22 protein-coding genes are annotated in these 21,529 nt (G+C 69.7%); 9 read left to right on the top strand and 13 right to left on the bottom strand.

Annotated elements, in window-relative coordinates; translation table 11 throughout:
• Positions 1-51: 51 nt before the first annotated feature.
• Positions 52-309 (top strand): MFS transporter, encoded by a 258-nt coding sequence (locus tag ACZ4WQ_RS36455; protein ID WP_468022733.1) that lies wholly within the window; start codon positions 52-54, stop codon positions 307-309.
• The gene (locus tag ACZ4WQ_RS36460) at positions 306-1,307 is read left to right on the top strand and encodes an MFS transporter (RefSeq protein ID WP_468022734.1); all 1,002 of its coding nucleotides are present in this window, start codon (positions 306-308) and stop codon (positions 1,305-1,307) included. Before ACZ4WQ_RS36455 ends, ACZ4WQ_RS36460 begins: the two co-directional genes overlap by 4 nt.
• A 135-nt stretch (positions 1,308-1,442) precedes the next feature.
• Here the strand turns inward: ACZ4WQ_RS36460 and ACZ4WQ_RS36465 are convergent, their stop codons facing one another.
• Entirely contained in the window at positions 1,443-2,042 is a 600-nt protein-coding gene (locus ACZ4WQ_RS36465; RefSeq protein ID WP_398375020.1) for a CGNR zinc finger domain-containing protein, read from the bottom strand.
• 85 nt (positions 2,043-2,127) lie between these two features.
• Here ACZ4WQ_RS36465 and ACZ4WQ_RS36470 point away from each other — a divergent pair, with 85 nt between their 5' ends.
• Positions 2,128-2,919: an MBL fold metallo-hydrolase gene (locus ACZ4WQ_RS36470; protein ID WP_398375022.1), complete on the top strand. Its 792-nt coding sequence runs from the start codon at positions 2,128-2,130 to the stop codon at positions 2,917-2,919.
• Between the two features lie 202 nt (positions 2,920-3,121).
• On the opposite strand, the gene ACZ4WQ_RS36475 is transcribed toward ACZ4WQ_RS36470, so the two are convergent.
• Positions 3,122-4,048 (bottom strand): phosphotransferase, encoded by a 927-nt coding sequence (locus ACZ4WQ_RS36475; RefSeq protein ID WP_385338343.1) that lies wholly within the window; start codon positions 4,046-4,048, stop codon positions 3,122-3,124.
• Positions 4,049-4,185: 137 nt separating this feature from the next.
• Here ACZ4WQ_RS36475 and ACZ4WQ_RS36480 point away from each other — a divergent pair, with 137 nt between their 5' ends.
• Positions 4,186-5,250, top strand: coding sequence for a DUF4419 domain-containing protein (locus ACZ4WQ_RS36480; RefSeq protein WP_398375023.1), 1,065 nt, complete (start codon positions 4,186-4,188; stop codon positions 5,248-5,250).
• Between the two features lie 166 nt (positions 5,251-5,416).
• Here ACZ4WQ_RS36480 and ACZ4WQ_RS36485 read toward each other — a convergent pair whose 3' ends face one another.
• Together ACZ4WQ_RS36485 and ACZ4WQ_RS36490 are read right to left on the bottom strand one after the other, a co-directional pair.
• Entirely contained in the window at positions 5,417-5,614 is a 198-nt protein-coding gene (locus tag ACZ4WQ_RS36485) for a ferredoxin (RefSeq protein WP_311724019.1), read from the bottom strand.
• A gap of 71 nt (positions 5,615-5,685) precedes the next feature.
• The gene (locus ACZ4WQ_RS36490) at positions 5,686-6,906 is read right to left on the bottom strand and encodes a cytochrome P450 (RefSeq protein ID WP_398375026.1); all 1,221 of its coding nucleotides are present in this window, start codon (positions 6,904-6,906) and stop codon (positions 5,686-5,688) included.
• Positions 6,907-7,366: 460 nt separating this feature from the next.
• Here ACZ4WQ_RS36490 and ACZ4WQ_RS36495 point away from each other — a divergent pair, with 460 nt between their 5' ends.
• The 4 genes from ACZ4WQ_RS36495 to ACZ4WQ_RS36510 all read left to right on the top strand — a co-directional run bounded on the left by ACZ4WQ_RS36495 (position 7,367) and on the right by ACZ4WQ_RS36510 (position 12,324).
• The gene (locus ACZ4WQ_RS36495) at positions 7,367-8,020 is read left to right on the top strand and encodes a TetR/AcrR family transcriptional regulator (RefSeq protein ID WP_358847184.1); all 654 of its coding nucleotides are present in this window, start codon (positions 7,367-7,369) and stop codon (positions 8,018-8,020) included.
• Between the two features lie 251 nt (positions 8,021-8,271).
• The gene (locus ACZ4WQ_RS36500) at positions 8,272-9,537 is read left to right on the top strand and encodes a cytochrome P450 (protein ID WP_311724021.1); all 1,266 of its coding nucleotides are present in this window, start codon (positions 8,272-8,274) and stop codon (positions 9,535-9,537) included.
• A gap of 8 nt (positions 9,538-9,545) precedes the next feature.
• On the top strand, positions 9,546-10,745 hold the full coding sequence (locus ACZ4WQ_RS36505; RefSeq protein ID WP_385338335.1) for an NAD(P)/FAD-dependent oxidoreductase: 1,200 nt from the start codon (positions 9,546-9,548) through the stop codon (positions 10,743-10,745).
• A gap of 88 nt (positions 10,746-10,833) precedes the next feature.
• A complete protein-coding gene (locus ACZ4WQ_RS36510) occupies positions 10,834-12,324 on the top strand; it encodes an MDR family MFS transporter (RefSeq protein ID WP_398375028.1) in 1,491 nt (496 codons plus the stop codon).
• 46 nt (positions 12,325-12,370) lie between these two features.
• Here the strand turns inward: ACZ4WQ_RS36510 and ACZ4WQ_RS36515 are convergent, their stop codons facing one another.
• The 7 genes from ACZ4WQ_RS36515 to ACZ4WQ_RS36545 all read right to left on the bottom strand — a co-directional run bounded on the left by ACZ4WQ_RS36515 (position 12,371) and on the right by ACZ4WQ_RS36545 (position 19,318).
• Positions 12,371-13,045 carry a class I SAM-dependent methyltransferase gene (locus ACZ4WQ_RS36515; RefSeq protein WP_358847188.1) on the bottom strand — a complete coding sequence of 225 codons (675 nt, stop codon included), beginning with the start codon at positions 13,043-13,045 and terminating at the stop codon, positions 12,371-12,373.
• Positions 13,046-13,155: 110 nt separating this feature from the next.
• Positions 13,156-13,917: a class I SAM-dependent methyltransferase gene (locus ACZ4WQ_RS36520; RefSeq protein ID WP_398375030.1), complete on the bottom strand. Its 762-nt coding sequence runs from the start codon at positions 13,915-13,917 to the stop codon at positions 13,156-13,158.
• 69 nt (positions 13,918-13,986) lie between these two features.
• Positions 13,987-14,499 carry a MarR family winged helix-turn-helix transcriptional regulator gene (locus ACZ4WQ_RS36525; RefSeq protein WP_398375031.1) on the bottom strand — a complete coding sequence of 171 codons (513 nt, stop codon included), beginning with the start codon at positions 14,497-14,499 and terminating at the stop codon, positions 13,987-13,989.
• Positions 14,500-14,570: 71 nt separating this feature from the next.
• Positions 14,571-15,746 carry an MFS transporter gene (locus tag ACZ4WQ_RS36530; RefSeq protein WP_398375033.1) on the bottom strand — a complete coding sequence of 392 codons (1,176 nt, stop codon included), beginning with the start codon at positions 15,744-15,746 and terminating at the stop codon, positions 14,571-14,573.
• Complete coding sequence (locus ACZ4WQ_RS36535; RefSeq protein WP_361187348.1) at positions 15,743-16,600, bottom strand: carbohydrate kinase family protein; 858 nt, start codon at positions 16,598-16,600, stop codon at positions 15,743-15,745. Before ACZ4WQ_RS36535 ends, ACZ4WQ_RS36530 begins: the two co-directional genes overlap by 4 nt.
• Positions 16,597-17,772: a hypothetical protein gene (locus tag ACZ4WQ_RS36540; protein ID WP_398375035.1), complete on the bottom strand. Its 1,176-nt coding sequence runs from the start codon at positions 17,770-17,772 to the stop codon at positions 16,597-16,599. The genes ACZ4WQ_RS36535 and ACZ4WQ_RS36540 overlap by 4 nt, the downstream gene beginning before the upstream one ends.
• Before the next feature lie 322 nt (positions 17,773-18,094).
• Positions 18,095-19,318: an MFS transporter gene (locus tag ACZ4WQ_RS36545; RefSeq protein ID WP_398375037.1), complete on the bottom strand. Its 1,224-nt coding sequence runs from the start codon at positions 19,316-19,318 to the stop codon at positions 18,095-18,097.
• A gap of 96 nt (positions 19,319-19,414) precedes the next feature.
• Here ACZ4WQ_RS36545 and ACZ4WQ_RS36550 point away from each other — a divergent pair, with 96 nt between their 5' ends.
• Complete coding sequence (locus tag ACZ4WQ_RS36550) at positions 19,415-19,867, top strand: winged helix-turn-helix transcriptional regulator (protein ID WP_358847193.1); 453 nt, start codon at positions 19,415-19,417, stop codon at positions 19,865-19,867.
• A 27-nt stretch (positions 19,868-19,894) separates the two neighbouring features.
• On the opposite strand, the gene ACZ4WQ_RS36555 is transcribed toward ACZ4WQ_RS36550, so the two are convergent.
• On the bottom strand, positions 19,895-20,668 hold the full coding sequence (locus ACZ4WQ_RS36555; RefSeq protein ID WP_311724032.1) for an SDR family NAD(P)-dependent oxidoreductase: 774 nt from the start codon (positions 20,666-20,668) through the stop codon (positions 19,895-19,897).
• A 224-nt stretch (positions 20,669-20,892) separates the two neighbouring features.
• Complete coding sequence (locus ACZ4WQ_RS36560; RefSeq protein ID WP_311724033.1) at positions 20,893-21,528, bottom strand: TetR/AcrR family transcriptional regulator; 636 nt, start codon at positions 21,526-21,528, stop codon at positions 20,893-20,895.
• Between the last annotated feature and the right edge of the window lies 1 nt (position 21,529).

Below are 21,529 nucleotides of genomic sequence, written 5' to 3' on the forward strand. Positions count from 1 at the left end.
CGCGAGGCCGAGCCGAGACCGGCGCGTGCCTGGGTGGTCCTGGCCGTCGTCGTGGCATCGTCGGCAGTGATCTTCCTGGACAAGGCTCTGCTCGGTCTGGCCGCCAAGCCGCTCATGGCGGATCTCCACCTGAGCAAGGCGGAGTTCGGATCGTTGGGCAGCGCCGCCTACCTGCTGTTCGGCGTGACCTGCCTGATCGCGGGCTTCCTGTCCGAGCGGATTTCGCCCCGCTGGATCCTGCTGGTCTGCGGTCTGCGGTCTGCGGTCTGCTGTGGGCAGCGGGGCAGGTCCCCGCGCTGTTCGCCGTGAGCGGCGCCGCGATCTACGCGAGCCGAGTGATGGTGGGCGCGGCCGAGGGCCCCGCCCAGCCCCTGGCGCACATGGCCGCGTACTCCTGGTTCCCCAACGAGCGGCGCGGCCTGCCCGCCGCCCTCATCACCTGTGGCGCGGCGATCGGCAAGCTCGCGCTCGCCCCGGTGCTGACCCTGGTCATCCTGCACTTCGGCTGGCGGGCGGGTTTCCTGTCCGTCGGGCTGCTCGCCCTGACGTGGAGCGTCGTGTGGTTCTTCACCGGTCGGCTCGGCCCCTATGCGGACAAGGCGGCCACCGGACGGGCACACGAGAAGACCTCGGACCCGCAGGAGGAGGAGAAGCGTGCCGTCCGCGACAGCGTGCCGTGGCGCCGGATCCTGCTGAACGGCACCTTCCTCGGCGCTCTGGCCGCCTACTTCACTCAAGGGGCGCTCGCCGCGGTCGTCTTCACCTGGCTGCCCTCCTACTTCGAGGACGGTCTCGGCTTCTCGGCCGCGACCTCCGGTTCCCTCTTCGGACTGCCCAGCGCGATGGCCATCGTGGCCCTGTTGTCGGTCGGACCGATCACCGATCGTCTGCTGCGCCGTGGCTTTTCCTCCCGGTTCGTACGTGGTGTCTTCGGCGGCAGCTGCCTCGTCGCCGCGGGTCTCATCCTGACTCTGCTGCACTGGGTGACGTCGCCCGTCGTCGCCGTGGCTCTCCTGATGCTGGGATACGGGCTGTCCACCACCGTGCAGGCCGTCGCCAATCCGGCCGTCGCCGAGATCGCCCCCGCCGCCCGGCGTGGCGGTGCGCTGGGGGTCCTCACCGCGCTCGGTACCAGCGCGGGGATCATCAGCCCGATGTTCACCGGCTGGCTCCTCGACCGGTCGGCGACGGAGCAGCAGGGCTACACCGATGCCTTCCTCGTCTTCGGTGTGCTCGTGGCCTTCGGCGGTCTGTGCTTCGCACTGCTGGTCAACCCGGAACGAGACGCCCGCCGATCGCTGGGCTGATCATGGCCGCGCCTCCCAACGCTGTGGCGCTGGGAGGCCCGCGACTGCTGTGGCCAGGATGATCAATTTCGATGCTTGTCCCGCGCCGTCCGGTCGGCCGATGTGGGCGTCACTCTCCCGGGTGGCATGGGTTCGTCAGCCTGCTGTGGGCCGGGGGCGTCGAGCGTAGGCGCGGGCGGCGCGGGCGCGGTCGCCGCAGCGGGTGGAGCACCACTGGCGGCGGCCGTGGCGCAGCAGGTAGCGGTTGCACGGGGTGGAACCGCAGCCGGTGAGGCGGTCGGCGTCGGGGCCGGTGAGGAGGTCGGCCGCGTTGGCCGCGAGGGCCGCCAGAGCGCGGTCGAGGATCTCGTTGGTGGGGCACGGCGCCGCGCGGTAGGGGCCGCTCTTCTCGTCCCAGTGCAGCAGGGCGGCCGAAGGGGCTCTGCTCAGCGCGTCGTTGACAGCGGACAGCGCCGCGGGCAGGGCGGGCAGCCCGGCGACGCGGGCGGCGAACAGCGATCTGAGGTGTTCGCGCAGGGAGCGCAGCTGCGCCGCGCACATCTCCCGCACCCCGGCGTCAGCCGGCGCGAGACCGTGTTCGGTGAGCCACCGATTGGCCGCCTCGGGGGTGCCGAGGAGATCGATGAAGTGCCCTCCGGGCAGTGCGACGGCGCTGTTGACGAAGTCGAGGGCGAGGTATTCCTCCGCCCCCGGCGCGGGCGGAGACACGGACTCGGAGGTCGGGGTCTCGCTCATGGCTGTCATGGTACGGCTTGTGTTCATCCGTGAGACGCCGCTATCGTCTCTCACGGATAACCCAACACCCATCCGTGAGGTTTTGATGGCCGGCACCAGCACGACCGCTGAGCAGATCTCCGTCCGCGTCTTCGGCGGCCCGACGGCCCTTTTCGAATACGGGGGCCTGCGCTTCCTGACCGACCCGACTTTCGACGCGCCTCGCGACTACCACGTGCCGGGCGGCCGGCTGACCAAGACGGCGCCCTCCTCCGCCGCCGCGCCGGCCGACCTCGGCCGTATCGACGTGGTCCTGCTCTCCCACGACGAGCACCCCGACAACCTCGACGCCTCCGGCCGGGCACTGCTCGCCGACGTCCCACTGACCCTGACCACGCCTGGGGGCGGGCAGCGCCTCGGTGCGGGGGCCCGGGGGCTGGCCGACTGGGAGTCGATCGAGCTGGACCGCCCCGGCGGCGGCACGATCACCGTCACCGGCGTGCCCGCCCTCCACGGGCCCGGCGTGCGCGAGGACGTCGAGCCGATCACCGGCCAGGTCGTCGGATTCGTCCTGACGGGGGAGGGCCTGCCCACGGTGTACGTCAGCGGCGACAACGCCTCGCTCGACCTGGTCGAGGAGATCGCCGAACGGTTCGGTCCGGTGGACACTGCCATCCTGTTCGCCGGGGCTCCCCGCTTCCCCGTCCTCTTCGACGGCGCTCTGATCGTCCTCGACAGCACACAGGCCGCCCACGCTGCCCAGATCCTGGGCGCCCGCCGGGTGGTTCCCGTCCACTACGACAGCTGGGCGCACTTCACCGAGGGCCGTGACGAACTGGTCGCCGCCTTCACCGACGCCGGGCTGCTCGACCGCCTGGACCTGGGTGACCGGGGCTGACCATACGGCGGTGCGGGCCGGACGCCGGCCGACGCCACCCGCGCGACCACGGCCACGGCGCCGCCGCCAACGCACCCGGCGGTTCCGTCGCCGTGTTCGCGGTGGCCCTCGCGTTGCTGGGTGTGGGCTGGAGTCTCCGATCGTGCACCACGCTGGATGCGGGGACCCTACTGGGGGTCGCCTGACCACTCTGGTCGCGGGGTCAATCAGTGGCGTCTGACAATTCCTCGTACAGTCCTTCCAACGCGATGCGATCGTCGTCTGTACCGGTGTGCGGCGTGGTGAACCACAGTGCATATTCGGCGATCTCGGAAAGCCGCCAATCAAGTGCGAACAGTTCGACCATCGCAGGGTCGGGGGCCAAACCGTCGGCTTCACCCGTATCGAGCAGGTCGGAGTAGTCCCGCTCACGCGGCGCGAGAGCCAGCGACTCCCAGTCGACCAGCTTCAGTCCGCGGGCAACCATGACCTGGTTGTCGTTGTGCGGCTCGCCATGGGTCGGCACCCAGAGATCACGATGGGAGTGCGCGATGTCCGCGAGTTCTCCATAACGGCCGGTCCAGCGCTTGATCGCGTCATGGTGTGAGGCAAGCGCACCCCGGGCTTCCTCCGCCAGCGGGCCGGACGTCCAGGGCTGGGCGGTGCGAGCCCGCAACTCGTCGGCGAACCCCGGGCCGACCCGTGGAACCCAGCACGGCAGGCCGTCCGGTGGTGCCGTGCGATGCAACGCGACCAGCGCCGCGATCACCTCGCGGACGTGCTGGGGTGCGCGAGCCTCAGCCTCAGTCGGAGACCGTCCGTCCAGCCACGGCGTCACACTGAGCACGCCGGGCCCGACATCGATCGTGAACCGCCCGGGCCGCGCGGGCGACGGCGCACACACCATGTCCAGACCCCCGGCGGCCAGCGCGGCCGCCCCCGCGTAGGCAGCCTCCAGCGAGGCCGCGGTATGACGGGGCGCCAACTGGTCCAACGTCACGAACAGCGTCTTGTCGCCACCGGCCACCCGCCAGTGGTGTGCGCCGAAACCCCAGGGCAGGTAGTCGACTTCGGCGATCTCAGGCAGCCAGTGGGTGGCAACCGCACTGGCGATCGCCTCATCGTTGATAAAGGACGGACGGGTACGCACAAGATCCGATCCTAGGAAGCGCGTGGGTCACAGTCACGTGAGTTTTGCTGCCAGGCCGGTCCCGAGCATGTGAGCCAGCGCCCACGTTTTCATCACTCTTCTAAGATCGGGACCGATCACTGCTCCTGGGGATACGGATGGCTTTCGAGATAGATCTGCCGCTCGGCGAAGACCGCAATGCCGATCGGCTCGCAGCTGAACTCACCGAACTCGGCAACGAGCGCTTCCTGCGGGCGGTGGTCCGCGACCAGGCGCGTTTCCACCACCGCAGCACTGACCGCCTCGTCGGCTGGACCACCAACGGTCCGGAGACCACCGAGTTCACCGAGCTCGCCGAGACCACCTCCAGCCTTCTGCTGCGTGCCATCCACCTTTGCTTCACGGCCCACCTGCCACTGAGCCTGTCACCCGACCTGCTCTGGTACGCCGTCGTGCACGAGGTGGCCGTCCACGTCCGGCTGAACCGCGGCACGTACGAGGGACTCTTCACCGACACGCCCGGTCATCAGCGGACCATCGCCGTCCGCGACGACTTCGCTCCCGAGGACTGGGAGCGCTCGATCAACCTGGTACAGCAGCCGCTGCGCTCCCGGATCGGCGACGATGTGGCCGACCTGTTCCAGCCCGCCTTCTCCACTACCACCCCTGCCGATGCCACCGCCGCGCTGGTCGCGCTGATGGACGTGGTCAGTCCGTACTACCGCTTCCGGTGGCAGACGCTCTGCGGCATTCCACGGATCCGGCTGGAGGGCACGGACCGGGACTGGCGCCTGCTGGTGGCCCGCGTGCGGGAGCTGTCGGAGTGGTTCGAGGGCCTGCGCCCGTGGTTCACCGCCCTGCACCCGGTGTTGGAGGCGATCAGCGAGACAGCCTCCGGTTGGGGCGTCGACCACGGATTCTGGCGGTCGCTCTACAAGTGGGAGTCGGGGTCCGGCGGCGACCGGGTCACCGGCTGGATCACCGCCTTCTTCGCTCACCGGTACACCGACGACGGGCCATGTCCCCTACAGTCGTTCGGCCCCGGCACCACCGCCCAGGACGACTTCCCCTCCCATGTCTCATGTGTTCCGTTCCGCTGGGAGACCCCCACCGGCACCTTTGACATGGCCTTCCTCGGAGGCGTCATCGGCATCGAACGCAGCGGTGAGTGGATCCGGCCCCGGTTGGGCCACGCCGTGGTCGAGCTCCTCCCCGCCACGTAGCACCACGACGGGCATCTCCCCGAGCCCTGGACCCTGGCGGACGTTCAGCGCTTCACAGGCTGCCCTCAAGCCCAGTTGCCGACCACCATCGGCACCGTTACCTCGCACGGCGAACCTCTCCAGGCCGACTGCGTCATCGACCTGGAGGGGATCTGCGTTCAGCGCGTTATACGTCGCTCAGCGCGATGGCGGCGGCGGGGCATACGGCGGCCGCGTCCCGGACGGCCGCGTGCTGGTCCGCTGCCGGCTCGGGGTCGAGGAGGACGACGATGCCGTCCTCGTCGCGCTGGTCGAAGACGTCCGGTGCGGCGAGGACGCAACTCCCGGCGCCGCAGCACTTGTCCTCGTCCACGGTGACCTTCATGGTCGCTCCTTTCTTTTCGGCCGTGCCTTCGGCTGTGCGGTCGGTCGGTACGGAGGTTTCGGCGGGGCGGGTCACCATCGCACGGGCACCTCGCGCAGGCCGCCGACGGTGAGTCCCTCGACCTGGCGCAACTGCGCGACGGGTACGGCCAGGTCGAGGCTCGGCAGCTTGCGCAGCAGGACCTCGAGGACGACCTGGAGTTCGGTGCGGGCCAGGGACTGGCCCAGGCAGGAGTGGGCACCGGCGCCGAAGGCGAGATGGGGGTTGGGGCTGCGGGTGAGGTCCATCTCGGCCGGGTCCGTGAAGGCCCGCTCGTCGCGGTTGGCTGCGGACAGGCCGCAGAAGACGGTGGTGCCGCCCGGCAGCACCGTCCCGTCGACCTCGTAGTCTTCGGTCAGATAGCGCCGGAGGCCGTAGCCGCCCAGGTTGGCGTCGGAGCGCAGCACCTCGTCGACCGCGGTGCGCACCAGAGAGGGGTCGGCCAGCAGGCCGTCCCACCGGGTGCGGTCGGCCAGCAGCATGACGACCATCTTGCCGATCATGTTCGCGGTGGTCTCGTGCCCGGCGACCAGCAGGGCCATGCCGGTGTCGCGGAGCTCGGGGTCGGTCAGCCCCTCACCCTCCGCCCGGCTCTCCTCGATGAGGGTGCTGATCAGGTCTTCGCCGGGCTCGGCGCGCTTGGCCGCGATCAGCTCGGACATGTAGGCCACGGAGTCGTCGTGGGCCGCGCCGGTCTCCTCCTCCGAGTAGCGGCTGACGTTCAGGAACGCGTCGGACCAGTAGGAGAAGCGGTCCCGGTCCTCGACGGGCGCGCCGAGGAGGCCGCAGATCACGTAGACCGGCAGCGGGAAGCCGAGCGCTGCCTTGAGGTCGGCGGGCGGGCCGCTCTTGACCATGGCGGCGACGATGGCCTCGGCCATCTCCTCCATGCCGGGGCGCAGCGCCGTCACGCGCTTTGCGGTGAAGTACTTGCCGACGTGACGGCGCCACCTCTGGTGGCCTTCGCCCTTCATGTGGAGCGAGAGCGACGTGCCGCTGTTGGTCGATACGCCGCCGCCCCCTTCCGGGGCGATCCTCGCGCTGTCGTCCTCGGCGGCCGGGCGCGAGAAGCGTGGGTCCGACAGGAGTGCCTTGACGTGTTCGTAGCGGGTCAGCAGCGTGCCGGTGTCTCCGCTGGGGAGTTCGACGGTGGCCACCGGACACTGTGCGCGCAGCAACTCCCATTCGGGCGGCGGGTCCAGGGGACCGTCGGTGGGCAGTGGCAGGCGGACGATGGGGTCGTTCTGGCTCATCTGGCCTCTTCGGGTGGGGGTGAAGGGGTGTGGTTTGCGCAGCGGTTGCCGCCCGGCAGGTGGGCGGGGCTGGCTGCCGTCCCACAACCGGGCTTGGGTGAGCGGCTGTTCGGGTGCAGTCGTCGCAGCCGAGGTGGCGGGGCGCATGGGCATCCGGCTGCCCGCGCCATCGCGAAGTCGGGAATCTGCTCGACCAGGGTGTCGACGACGGCCTTGGTCATGTCACGGTTAAATCAACCGATTGATTTAACCGTATCGCATGCGTGCGGCCGAAACAGAGGGGATTGCGCCATAGTGCTTCAGGGGCGTGGGGGCATGGCTGGTCTCTCCGTCGGCCGGGACCGGCCACGTCATTGCGTACGCTTTCGTCGTTTGGCCTCGCCGACCTGGCCGAGGATCTGCGGTGGCCTGGGGGACGGGCTCTCGTGGACGGGTGTGACGTCCCGAGGTGGTGGTGGCGATGGCCGACAGGACGAGACGAGACGAGCAGGTCAGCGCGACGCGGTTGGCACTCCTGGACGCGGCGGAGCGGTTGTTCGCCGAACGCGGGGTGCACGCGGTCGCCAACCGTCAGATCAGCGAGGCCGCCGGACAGGGCAACAACGCCGCGGTCAGCTATCACTTCGGCACGAAGATCGACCTGATACGCGCCATCGCCCGCCGGCATGCCGAGCCGGTCGAGGTCGGCCGTCTGCGCATGATCGAGGCCATCGGAGACTCCGCCGATCTGCGGGACTGGGTGGCCTGCGCGGTCCGCCCTGTCACCGAGCATCTGGAGGCTCTGGGTACCCCCAGCTGGTACGCCCGGTTCATCGCCCAGGTCACGGCCGACCCGGCCCTGCGTGCTGTCACGGCCGAGGAGTTCGCGGCCGGCTCGCCGTCGATGCGGCGGTTGCAGGAGGGCCTGGACCGCTGTCTGCCCGAGCTGCCGGCCGAGGTGCATGCCGAGCGCGGCGCCATGACGCGTCACTTGATCGCCCAGATGTCCGCGGAGCGGGAGCGCGCCCTTGCGGACAACGCGCCGACACCCCGGGCCAGTTGGCACGACACGGCGAACGGTCTGATCGACGCCATTGTCGCGCTGTGGCAGGCGCCGGTCACGCGCGAGGACTGACCGGCCGACCCGTTCGGTGCGCCTTCGTTCGCGTGGCGCCGGGTCCGGCCGAAATTAAATCAATGAATTGACTTAACTGCTCCCGCTGGTGTTGCCTGGTCCGCAGCGATGTCGAGTCGCGGGAGACCGGGGGCGCGCAGCGGCTGCGCGCGCAGGTCACGGCCGCGCACCGCAGCGGACTCGACGATCTCTCGCTGGAGCATCCCCGCGCCCCCGAGCCCCGTGCCCCCCCCCACGAGCGAGGAGAAGCAGTGACCGGTGCAGCAGGCAATTCGCCGAGCGGGACCCCGGTGGACACTCCGGATTACGACATCGGCAGGTCCGCGCGGTGTCCGCTCGATCCGGCACCCGCGATGCGGGCACGGCAGGCGGAGGGCCCGCTGACCCGGGTCCGGCTGTGGGACGGGACCCTCGCATGGCTGGTGACCGGTTGGGAGGAACACCGGGCGGTGCTGTCCGACCAGCGGGTCAGCGTGGACCCGTTCCAGCCCGGCGCGCCCAAGCTCTCCCCCGGGGAGGTCGAGACGATCGACCGACTGAAGAAGCAGGGCAAGCGCTCAACCGGCACCAGCTTCATCATGATGGACGATCCCGAACATGCCCGCCTGCGCCGCATGGTGACGTCCGCGTTCACCATCAAGCGGGTGGAGGCCATGCGCCCACCCACCCAGCGGATCACGGACGACCTGATCGACAAGATGCTCGACGGCCCCAAGCCGACGGATCTCGTCGAGGCGTTCGCGCTGCCGGTGCCGTCGCTGGTGATCTCCAATCTGCTCGGCGTGCCCTACGACGACCACGACTTCTTCCAGTCGAACAGCAAGACCATCATCAACCGGAACTCGACCGCCGAGCAGCGGATGGGAGCCAGGCAGCGACTGTCCGAGTACCTGGACGGGCTGCTGGCCGAGAAGCTCGTCCACCCCGCTGAGGACCTGCTCTCCGGACTCGCCGAGCGGATCAAGGGCGGCGAGCTGTCCCGGGAAGAGGCGACCGAGATGGGGGTGCTGATGCTGTTCGCGGGACACGAGACCACCGCGAACATGATCACGCTGGGTACGCTTGCCCTGCTTCACCACCCTGACCAGCTGACACTCCTGCGGGACGCCGAGGACCCGAAGGCGATCGCCCTGGCGGTCGATGAACTGCTGCGCTACCTCACCATCACGCACGGCGGATTGCGCCGGGCGGCACGGGAGGACATCGAGATCGCCGGCCAGGTCATCCGGGCCGGCGAAGGCATCATCACGGTCAACGAGACCGCGAACCGGGATCCGTTGGTCTTCCCCGACCCGGACCGGCTGGACCTCACCCGCGACGCCCGCCGTCATGTGACGTTCGGATACGGGATCCACCAGTGCCTGGGCCAGCCGTTGGCCCGCATGGAGTTGCAAGTCGCCTACCCCGCCCTCCTGCGGCGGATCCCGACACTGGCCCTGGCCGCGGACCTGGGGGAGATCCCGTTCAAGCACGACGGGTTCGTCTACGGGGCCTACGAGCTTCCGGTGACCTGGTGATGACGCCGATGCCCAGGGACCTGGTGATCGTAGGAGCCTCGGCCGCCGGACTGGCCACGGCCGAGGCCCTGCGCAACAAGGGATACGACGGGGCGCTCACCCTCATCGGCGACGAGCCGCACCTTCCGTACGACCGGCCGCCGCTGTCCAAGCAGGTCCTGTCCGGTGACTGGCAGCCGGAGCGGGTGAGGCTGCGTGACGAGGAGGCCATCGGCAGGCTGGACGCGGACTTTCGACTCGGCCGCCGGGCAGCCGGGCTGGACATCGCCCGGCGGAAGGTCCTGCTGGACGGCGGTGACCGCCTCCCGTTCGGCGCCCTGGTCATCGCCACCGGCGTCACCCCGCGCCGGCTGCCCGGGGACGACCTGGCGGGCGTGCACGTCCTGCGCACGCTCGACGACGCCCTCACGCTGCGGACCCATCTGCTGGCCCGGCCGAAGGCCGTCGTGGTCGGCGCCGGGTTCCTCGGCGCCGAGGTGGCGGCGGTGGCCCGCACCATGGGGCTGGAGGTCACGCTGGTCGACCCGCTGCCGGTGCCGATGCGCCGACAACTCGGCGACCGGATCGGGGAACTCGTCGGACAGATGCACAGCGATCACGGGGTCGCACTGCGCCTGGGGGTCGGCGTGGCCCGGTTCCTGGAATCCGCCGGCCGGGTGGTCGCCGTCGAACTGGCCGACGGCACGAAGCTCGACGCGGACCTGGTCCTGGTCGCCGTGGGATCCACACCGGCGACGGACTGGCTGACCGACTCCGGACTGCCCCTTGGCAACGGCGTGGAGTGCGGCGCCCGCTGCCAGGCCGCCCCCGGTATCTACGCCGCCGGAGACGTCGCGTCCTGGCACAACCCGCACTTCGGCCTGCGGATGCGCGTCGAACACCGCCTCAACGCCACCGAGCAGGGCATGGCCGTGGCCGCGGACCTCCTCGGTGAACAGCGCCCCTTCGCCCCCATTCCCTACTTCTGGAGCGACCAGTACGACGCCCGCATCCAGGCCTACGGCATCTTCCCCGACGACGCGGACGTGAAGATCGTGCACGGCAGCCTGGACGACCGCCGGTTCGTCGCCGCCTACGGCCACGAGGGCAAGGTGGTCGGAGTGCTCGGCTGGAACAGCCATCGCGAGCTGCGCAAACTCCGTCAACTCGTCGTCGACCACGCTCCTCATCCCGGCACGCGCACGGCGGGAGGAAGCCAGGAGCCGTGAAGGACCACCTGATGTGCCGACGGGACCGGTCCGCCGCCGGTCCGTCGCGTTCGCTGTCCGTTGTCCGACCCTCCCCGGAGCCCGCCTGATGAGCACAGCCGCGGCGAACGAGCCCGCCACCACCGCGGACCCCCAGCCGCCCAAGGCCCGGCGACAGGTCCTGGTGGCCCTCAGCGGCTTGCTCAGCGCGCTCTTCGTCGCGACGCTCAGCAGCACGGTGGTCTCCACCGCGCTGCCGAAGATGATCGGCGCGTTGCACGGCTCGCCGACCCAGTACACCTGGGTCGTCACCGCGACCCTGCTCAGCACCACCGCCACCACCCCGATCTGGGGCAAGCTGGCGGACCTGTTCAACAAGAAGAACCTCGTACAGATCGCCGTCACCGTCTTCGTCCTCGGGTCGGTGGCGGCGGGGGTGAGCCAGTCACCAGGGCAGCTCATCGCCGCGCGCGCCTTACAGGGCGTAGGCGTCGGCGGCGTACAGTCCCTGGTCCAGATCGCCATCGCGGCGATGATCCCGCCGCGCGAACGCGGCCGGTACAGCGGCTACCTCAGCAGTGTCACGGCCCTGTCCACCATCGGCGGTCCGCTGCTGGGCGGCCTCATCGTCGACACCTCGTGGCTGGGGTGGCGGTGGTGCTTCTTCATCAGCATTCCGGTCGCCGTCGCCGCGCTGGTCCTCCTCCAGCGGACGCTGCGCCTCCCGGTCATCCGACGCGACGACGTGAAGATCGACTACCTGGGAGCGACACTCATCGCCTCGGGCGTCAGCGTGCTGCTCATCTGGATCTCGTTCGTCGACAGCTCGTTCGCCTGGGCGTCCTGGCAGACCGCCGCCATGGTCGGTGCGGCAGTGGTCCTGCTGTCCGTCGCGCTGTGGGTGGAAGCGCGCGCCGCCGAGCCCATCGTGCCGCTCCACATCATCAAGCAGCGCACCACCGTGCTGGCGATCCTCGGAAGCCTCGCCGCCGGCACGGCCATGTTCGCGGCCTCGGTCTACCTCAGCCAGTATTTCCAGGTCAGCCGCGGTTACACGGCCACCGAGGCGGGGCTGCTGGCCATTCCGATGATGGGCGGCATCCTGGTCTCCTCCATCCTCGCGGGGCGGCTGCTCAGCAGGACCGGGAAACTCAAGCCCTTTGTCATCGTCGGTTCCGTCCTGCTCACGGCCGGGTTCGCCGGACTCGGCACCATTGACCACAGGACGTCCCTGGTCTTCATGAGCGCGGCGATGCTGTGCATCGGCCTCGGCGTCGGCATGACCATGCAGAACTTCGTCCTCGCCGTGCAGAACTCCGTCCCGCTGAAGGACATCGGCACGGCCAGCACCACGGTCACCTTCTTCCGCTCCCTGGGCGGCACGTTCGGCGTCACCGTCCTGGGCGCAGTCCTGGCTCGCCACGTCGCCGAACGGACTGCGCAGGGCCGGGAAACCGCCCGCGTCGCCTACGGCGACGCGACCGGACTCGTCTTCCTCATCGGCGCCGCGGTAGCGGCCCTCGGCATCGTCGCGGCGGTCCTGCTGAAGCCGGTGACGCTGCGGACCAGCCTCGACTCGTCCGAAACGGCCGAACACTGACGAGATATTCCGCAGCCGGTCCGCCCGCATACTTCGGGTCAACCGGTCAGCGGGAACGCCTCAGAACAGCCGTCCCCTTTTCGTGCTCAATGAAATCAGAGGACCAATCCGGATACTCGCGGCGCCAGCGCTCGACTATCTCCAGCTCGTCGGGGCGGCTCGCATCGTCCATGAATATCCGCGCATCGCCGTTTACTTTCGACTCAAGCATCGGGAGTGCCGGGTACCTTGAGAGTGGTTGCAAGAATCCTGGAGGCCCATCGATCACCGCCATGTCGCAGTTCTCTACATCTTCTATCTGTGTCGGGTCGTACCAGCGCCACCGCTCTCCTTTGATGTCCACCTCAACCAGTGGGGCGATACGCACTTGCGCGTATGTGTCCAGCCCTTGGTGCTTCAAGGTGGCGGCGGTTGCATCACCGAAGTCCTTGTCATGGTCGATCGAGACAATCGTTCCGGGGATTTCGAAATGGCGAAGCGCGTTTGCCATCCAGACCGTTGTGGCGCCGCTCCCCACGTCCAGGATGGAAACCGGACGTCGCTCCTGGATCTGTGAAACCAGGAACAGGAGGAGGTCTGGCCAGGCCGTCCATTTTGTGGTCTTGGGCATTGCATGCTTGACGGGAATGATTTCGTAGAGATCCGTCAGGGCCTCAACCTGCCTGGAACTGTTCCCCACAACCTTCCGGAGATCGGCGATTTCCTTCAGGATGTCATCCATTGACGTCATTATTCATCTCTCATGCATGGCCGTAATTGCGTGGATCTTATCTTGTGCTGCTTGGAAAGTCATCGATGCGCCACGCGCCTCGTATCTGTACTCGTTGATGGTCAGGGTTTGACGGCATGCAGGACATACAAGCCGCGGGGGCCCGCCTCGTTGCGGCGGACGTGGAGGCCGGCCGCATCGCACTGCGTGGTCAACCACTCGGAATTCAGCCGGAGTTTGGGGTAGCTGCCGGTCTTCAGGTGCCAGGTGTCGTTACGGCGGGTGTGCAGCAGGTCGTGGACCTGGACCGTGTCCTCGTCGAGGTAGTCGAGGAAGCAGGTGAGGATCTGGTCCTCGGTGCTGCGGACGGGGATGAAGCGGTCCGGGCCGAGGAGTTCGTGTGTCAGATCGCGGTAGGTGGCGACGAAACTTCCGCCCGGGCGCAGCGCCTTGGCGACGCTTGTGATCAGTTCCTGCACGTCCGTCCGGTCGGGCAGATGCGGCAGGGTGTCGCCCATGCATACAACGGCGGCGACCGAACCCGGGGCAAGGCGGGGCAGGGCCTCGCGGATGTCTCCGTGGACGGGGCGGACGGCCTGCGCGGTTCCGGAGCGCCTGGCGTGCTCCAGGAGTTCGTCGAGGAGCGCGGCACTGGTGTCGACGGCGGTCACCGACGCGAAACCGAGGTGGGCGAGGGCCAGAGTCTGCGGGCCCGGACCGCAGCCGAGATCGACGGCGGCGTCTTCCTCGCCCGGATGGGCGAACAGCCCCAGTTCGCCGAGGAGTTCGGCCTGGGCGGCCGCCGCCGTCTCGATGTCACCGCCGAGCATCCATGTGTAGTGCTCGGCGAGCAGGTCGTCGTAGTGTTCGGCAGCAGTGGTCATACGTGTTCCATTCGTGAAGTCCGTCGACACGGGGCCGGTACGGCACCAAGGCCGATCAGCTGGCGGCGCCTACGCCCCGGCAGGCGGGTCGAGGGCGGGAGCGCTGTTCACCGCGGACTCGCCCGTAAGCACCCAGGCGGCGAGATCGGCGAGGTACACGTTGGTCAGCGAGGCCCCCAGGGTGTCCCCGAGGGCCGCCCGATAGGTGGGTGTCACCTCCGCGTAGCACTGCCGGCCCGCCGGTGTGATGCTCGCGGCGACCGCCCGGCCGTCACCGGCCGAGGCGGCCCGCTCCGCCAGCCCTCGGGCTTCCAGCCGGCCGACCAGGCGCGTCACCGTGCTGTCCTTCAATCCGATCCGGTCGGCCAACTCGCCCATACGCAGGGCGGATTCCCCGTCGGAGCGGGTCAGCGCACACAGGGCGCGGTACTCCGACAGCGGCAGGCCGTGGCGTTGCTGTAGGGCCTGGTCCAACTGCTTCTCCACGCGGCCCAACAGCCGTACGGCCATGCACCAGCGGTCGTCCTGCGCGTCGTCGGCGGCGCGCGGCGGCGTCTCGTGCGATCTCTGCCTCGGAGCCATCACACAGGGACTGTATCTGCTTGCTCAAGCAAGGGAAAGCACGTCGCATAAGGCGACGCGGTTTCCGGCCCTCACAGGCTCCGCAGCCGGCGGCGCACAAGGAGCGCGGCCAGCGCGGGCCCGGCCAGGACCACCGCGCCTGCCGCGGCGTAGGCGCTGTGGACGCCCAGCACCCCGGCCAGGGGCGGCAGAGCCCCCTTCGCCCCGCCGAGGGAGACGCGGTTGGCCGTGGTCAGCAGGGTCTTCATCCGGCCGCGCATGTGCTCGGCCGCCAGCAGTGACACGAAGGTCACGGCAAGCACCCCGACCACGTTCGTGGCCGCTCCCTCCAGCACCTTGGCGGCGAAGGCCACCGGCGGAGAGGTCGTCGCGGCGGCCGTCAGCAGGCAGCCACCCAGCAGCATCACCGCTCCTGTGGCCACGGCGGGAATCCGCTCGGGTCGGCCCAGGCGGCCGGAGGCGATGAGGGCCGCGGCGGCGGTCTCCCCTGCGAGCGCCGCGGCCCCGTAGGGACCGGCCCACACGTGCGCCGACAGGCCCAGGCGTTCGTCGACGTAGGCGACGTAGAGAGTGTCCTTGGCCCCCCAGGCGACGCCCGCGACGGTGTACAGCACGGCCGTGTACAGGGCCAGCGGCCGCCCGTGCAGGTAGCGCAGCCCCTCGTGGAACTGGCGGGCCACGCTGGATCCGGTGCGTGTGGCGGTGGCCGGGGCGGGCAGGCGCAGGCCGTGGAAGGCGAAGGCGGTGACGGCGAACGTGACCGCGTCGGCCAGGAAGACGGCCGGTCCCAGCGTCCCGGCGAGGAAGGGACCGACGGCGACCCCGGCGGCGGTGGCCAGCCGGCCGGTGAGCGACATCGTCCCGCTCGCCTTGGCCACGGGCACGGCGGCGCGGGCGGCGGCGGCCGGCAGGAGACGGGTCAGGGACCCGGAGAGGGCGACCTCCCACGGGGTGCGGACGGCCAGGACCAGGGCGTACCACCAGGCCCCGTAGTGGAGCATCAGGGCGGTGAGGACCGCCAGCACCGTCGAGGAGACGACCAGGCCACGGCGGGCGTCGTGACGGTCCACCAGGACGCCGATCCAGGGCGCGCACACGACGGTGGCCACCAGCGGGATCCCCTGCACCAGGCCGAGGGCGGGGACACCCGAGCGGACCGTCACCAGGTAGGCCACGGCTGCCGCGTTGATCCCCGAGCCGGCCAGCGACACCGCCTGGGCCGCCATCAGTATGCGCAGCCCCGTCATCGCCGCAGCTCGCCGGCGGAGAGGTGGGAGGCCGCGTAGGCGGTGGCGGCGCGGACGGCCCTCCGGGCGGGCAGGCGCAGACCGTGGAGCGCATGCGCGAGGGCGGCGGTGAAGGCGTCGCCCGCCCCGGTGGTGTCGGGAACCGGGCCGACGTCCACAGCCGGGGTGTGCCAGCAGTCGGCGTCGTCGGGCGCAAGGGCGAGGCTGCCGTCGGCGCCGAGGGTGAGGACGAGCAGTAAGGCGCGAGAGCGGGAGCGCAGCGCGAGCAGGAAGCCGGGCAGGTCCTGGCCGGAGAGGCGCTCGTGGCTCATGACGAGGGTGTCGGCGGCGAGGAAGTCCCGATCGTAGGGGTTGTCAGGGCCGCGCACGTCCTGAAGGTCCACCACCACCGGCACCCCCAGTCCTCGGGCGGCGGGCAGCAGCGGGCGGGAGAAGTCGAGGTTGCCCAGCACGCACACGTCCGCCCCGGCGGCGGTGGCGCGGAACGCGGCAGCGTCGAAGGAGGCGGCCAGGGCCCCGCCGAGGTCGGTGTTGACCTGGCGACGGCCCGCGGTGTCCACGAGGATGACGGACCGCGGGGTGCGCTCCAGGGACCTGGTGCACCGGCCGGTGCCAACGCCCAGACGGTGTGCCGCGGCCAGCACGGCCTGCCCGGGGGCGTCGTCGGCCAACGGCGCGATCAGCTCGACGGCGGCCCCCAGTTGTGCGAGGGCCGCGGCGACGTTGAAGCCCACCCCGCCGACCATGTCCTCGATCCGGCCGGGCAGGTGACGCGCGGGGCTGTAAGGGTGGGGGAAGCCCTGCACCGGCAGCCGCGTCTGCTGGTTGGCGATGCCTGCGACGACGGCCCTCATCCGCTCGCCTCCAGCTCCCTTTCCTTTGTCTCCTCCTCCCTGTCCTGCGGGCCGGGTACGGCCAGGTCCAGGAGCTCGTACAGCGCGCCGCGGGTGCGGGGCGCGGCCTGACCGGGGTGGCTGACGAACCGGGGCGCGAGGTCGGCGAGCCCCGGCGGCACCCCCGTCTCCAGGGCGAGTTCGAGCGCCTGCGGCAGCGAGGGCGCGGCCAGTTGGGGCGTCATGGCGCGCAGCGAGTCCACCGGGGACCCGGGGGTGACGGCACCCGGTTCGGCGGGGACGGCGACCATCGGCCTGGGCCGCAGGGCGAAGCGCAGGGCGAGCGAGCCGAAGTCGTACACCGCGAGGTCGGCGGCGGCGTACGCGCCCATCCAGGACTGCCACGGCGGGACGAGGCACACCGTCTCCGGGGCCGCGGCAAGAGCGCGGGCGAGGTGGGGACGGGGGCGTCCGCGCTGGTCCCAGTTGTGGGGGTGTGGCTTGAGGACGACCCGGACGTGCCCGGGCAACAGACGGGCGCTCTTCAGCAGGGCTGGGCCGTGCCAAGCGAGCATTCCGGCATCGCCCCACGTGGCCGAGAGCAGAACGAGGAGATCTTCGGGGCCGGCGCCCAGCAGGGCACGGGCGGTGGCGCGGCGCGCGAGGACGGCGAGGAACTCGTCGGTCTCCAGGTCACCGACGACCCGTATTCGCCCGGTGAGCTGAGGGGTGAGGCCCTCGGCCCGCGCCCGCCCCTCCTCGCTCGCTTCGAACATGGCGGTGTAGATCGGTTCCTCCGAGCGAAGGACGAAGTCCGGGCCGTAGGTGAAGTCCTGGCCCAGCACCTGCTTGCCCGCGCCCACCCCGTGCGGGACGAACACCCGGGCCCCGGCCCGGGTGAACAGGTGGGCTCCGCCGTGGTTGGCGAAGATCGCCAGGTCCCACGGCTCGGCGGTTGCCGCCTCGAACGGCACCAGGGGCAGGCCCCAGCGGCCGACCTCCGCCTCGCAGCCCCGCCCGAAGTGGTCCGGGGCGAGCGTCGCAGCGAAGGAAAGGCGGCTGTCGTCTGCCAGGAGCCGGTGCACCCGGCGCAGCGTCCGCAGGGAAACCCGGTTGTGGACGATGTAGAGGACGGCACGTGCCTTCCCTGCCACGCGGATGGGCGGGGGATCGGCTCCGGGGAATAAACCCACACATGCTCCTCTTAGAGACAGGGCGGTCGGACGAGAAATAAGAGGTTACAACAAGCGCTCGATAAAGGTTCGACTCTGTTGCCATTTTGGAAATTTCCGGTAGCGGAACACTGAGGGATACGGCGCTCCGGAAAGCCTCGCAAACGGGTCATCATTGGGACACCGGTGTCGAAGTCTTGAGAGCTTTTTAAAAGCCCGCAAATCGGGTTGATTTTGACTGCGGATCAGGAGAAGCGGCCTCTATGCGCGCTTTCGGATGAGACAAAACGTTGGGAGGGAAACGGGGTCAGGGATACTGAGACGGACGGGAATGAGCCCGATTTCAGCGGCGGCCGGAAGACGCCCACAGCAGGAGCCCGAGCGAGCTGAACGAGGCGCCCAGTACGCATACGGCGCCCCAGCCGGCCACCGTGTAGAGGGAGGTCGCGGCGATGGCGCCGGTGGCGCTGCCGATCGAGTAGAAGACCATGTATCCGCCGATCAGCCGGCTGCCCGCGTCCGGGTGCAGCGCGTAGATCAGGGTCTGGTTGGTGACATGGACCGCCTGCACGGCGAGGTCGAGCAGGATCACCCCGACGACCAGGGCCCAGAGCGAACTGTGGGTGAAGGCCAAGGGCAACCACGAGACGGTGAGCAGTGCCAGGGCGATGCCGGTGGTCCGCCGGGAGAGTCCGCGGTCGTTCAGTCGGCCCGCCACGGTCGCGGCCAGGGCGCCGGTGACACCGATCAGCCCCAGCGCCCCGATCGCGCTGTGGGGCAGGAAGTACGGGGCCTCGCTGAGCGGCAGCGCGACGCTGCTCCACAGGGTGCTGAAGGCGGCGAAGATCAGCAGACCGAACAGGGCCCGGAGCCGCAGCAGTCGTTCGCGTGCGAACAGGGTGATCGTGGAGCGCAGGAGCTGTCCGTAGCGCAGGGGTGTCGGCGGAGCGTCACGGTGGCGCGGCAGCACTCGGTACAGGACCAGGGCGAGCAGCGCGGTGAGCGACGCCGAGGCGACGTAGACGGAGCGCCAGCCCGCGAGATCGGCCATGAGGCCGGACGCGGTGCGGGCGAGCAGGACTCCGATGACCACGCCGCTGGTGACCAGACCGACGACCCGTCCGCGCCCGGCGGGAGGGGCCAGTGATGCCGCGAAGGCCACCAGCGTCTGCGTGACGACCGCGAGAAGTCCCATCGCGGCCATGCCCGCGAGCAGGATCGCCGCCGAGTGGGCGGTGGCGACCACGGCCAGCACCACCACCAGGAGCAGCAACTGGGCCACGATGAGCCGTCTGCGGTCGGCCACGTCGCCCAGCGGGACGAGGAAGAAGAGTCCCAGCCCGTATCCGACATGCGTCAGGGTGACCACGCTGCCGACAAGTGCCGGGCTCATGGCGAGATCGTGGCCCATGGTCACCAGGAGCGGCTGGGAGAAGTAGACGTTGGCCACCGCTGCCCCGCAGGCGACGGCGAACAGTATGACGACGCCACGGGGCAGGGCGAACGCGGAACCCTCCTCGCTTCGGGCCTCGGTCCGTTGTGTCACGGCCTCACCGCTGCCGGGCATCAGCACTCCTCCGCACATCTGGTTTCATCTTGCTACCAATGGCGACCGTAGGCTTTTTGGTAGCATGTTGCAACCGTTGTGAGAGTGAGGGACGCCATGGTGACCAGGACGCGCTTCGACGAGAGCGACTGTCCCGTCGCCCGGTCGGTGGACGCGATCGGCGACTGGTGGTCCCTGCTGATCGTGCGGGACGCCTTCGACGGAAGCCGGCGCTTCGGCGAGTTCCAGCGCAGCCTCGGCGTGGCGAAGAACATCCTCACCGCGCGTCTGCGCACCCTGGTCGCCGGCGGTGTCCTCGAATCCGTCCCCGCCTCGGACGGCAGCGCCTACCGCGAGTACGTACTGACTCCGAAGGGCCAGGCGCTCTTCCCCGTCATCGTGGCACTGCGGCAGTGGGGCGAACAGCACTTCTTCGCCCCCGGCGAACCACACTCACAGTTGGTCGACCGCAGACAGGGACATCGCCTCCGCGCACTGGAAGTGCTGTCTGAGGACGGGCGACGGCTGAACCCCGACGACACCACCGTCCACAAGATCTCCACCCGGTGATCCGAGCCGGAGACCCGGTGGGGACGGCTACTGGTGGGTGCCGCCGTCGATGCGGATCTCGGTCCCGGTGATGAAGGCGCCGTCGTCGGACACGAGCATGGCGACCACGCCGGCGACGGTGTCGGGTGAGCCGAAGCCTTCGCCGATGGCCGGAGTGAGCTTGGTGAAGAGGTTCCAGTCGGTGTCCTCGGGCACGAGCGAGAAGATGTTCTCGGTGATGCCGCTGGAGATGCTGCCCGGGTTGATGTTCACCGCGCGCAGACCGTGCTTGGCGTATTCCTGGGCGATGCTGTGGGTGAAGGACAGGATGCCTCCCTTGCTCGCGGAGTACGCGGCCATGAACGGGTGGGCGAACTGCGCCGAGGTGGAGCTGAAGTTGACCACCACGCCCTGGCCCGTCTCCAGAAGGGCGGGCAGCGCGGCCCGGGTGACGAGGAACGTGCCGGTGAGGTTCACGGCGATCACGCGGTTCCACAGGTCGAGCGAGCATTCGTGCGTGTGCGCGCCGCGCAGCATGCCGGCCACGTTGACCAGGGCGTCGAGTCCGCCGAGTCGGGTGACGGCGTCCGCCACGACCGTGTTCACGGCGTTCTCGTCGGAGACGTCCAGGACGGCGGTGTTCAACCGGTCGTCGCCGGTTCCGGCCTTGGTGGCGAGGGCGGCGGTCTCCGCAAGCCCTTCCTCGGCGACATCGGTGGCGACGACATGCGCACCTTCGGCGAGCAGCCGCAAGGTCGTCGCACGGCCGATGCCGGAGGCGGCCCCGGTGATGAATATGCGTCGATTGTCCAGGCGTTTCATAGGGGTTACCTCTCGTCGTTCTTCTCGGGGGAGTGGGTTCCGGTGCCGTGGGCGCAGGCAAGGGAGCCGCCCGTGTGCGGGTGTCGCGGAGAACGAGCAAACGGCTCTGTGCGCCGCGTGGCGCGCGCACGGCGGATGACTCTAAGGCCAAAAGTCAAACAAGGACAGGTTTTTGAGGCTGTGGATGTCGTGAGGCCGGGGGCCGCACGACGCGAGCCCGATGCTCAGGCGCCGTCGCCCGAACCCGTCTCCGGGGTGGCGTCGTCGCGCTCGCCCGACGGGCCGAGGCACATGAGGTTGAACGCCTGGATGGTTTCCGACATGTCGATGCCCGGGTTCAGCAGCCACTGCAACTGGAGCCCGTCCGAGAGAGCGAGCAGCATCCGTGCCATGTGGTCGGGCCGGATGTCCGTGCGGACCGTGTCCCGTTCCTGGGCCTTGCGCAGCCCGTCCTCGATGGACTCCGTCAGAGCCTCGTACCGTCGGACGAAGAACGCGTTGGCCGGGTGCTCCGGATCCGAGGCGGCGGCGGACAGGGTGACGAACAGATCCACCAGGCCCCGCTGCCGTGCGTTGTGTGCCGCGGTGCGGGCGACCGCCTCGCCGGGCGAGGTCACGTCGGCCGTCGCCTCGACGTCCAGGGCGTCCCGCTCGGCCAGCACAGCCAGCAGCAGTTCCTCGCGGGAGTCGAAGTAGTGCAACACCCCGGCCTGCGACATGCCCACGCGATCGGCGATCTCCTTGAGGGACGAGCCCCGCTCGCCGTGCTCGCTGAAGACCTCCAGCGCCGCGCGCAGGATCTGCTGCCGACGCTCGAGGCCCTTGCGGTAGGGGCCCCGGGGCTTGCGTGGTGTCGTCACG

The sequence above is a fragment of the Streptomyces sp. NPDC028305 genome, assembly GCF_055569495.1.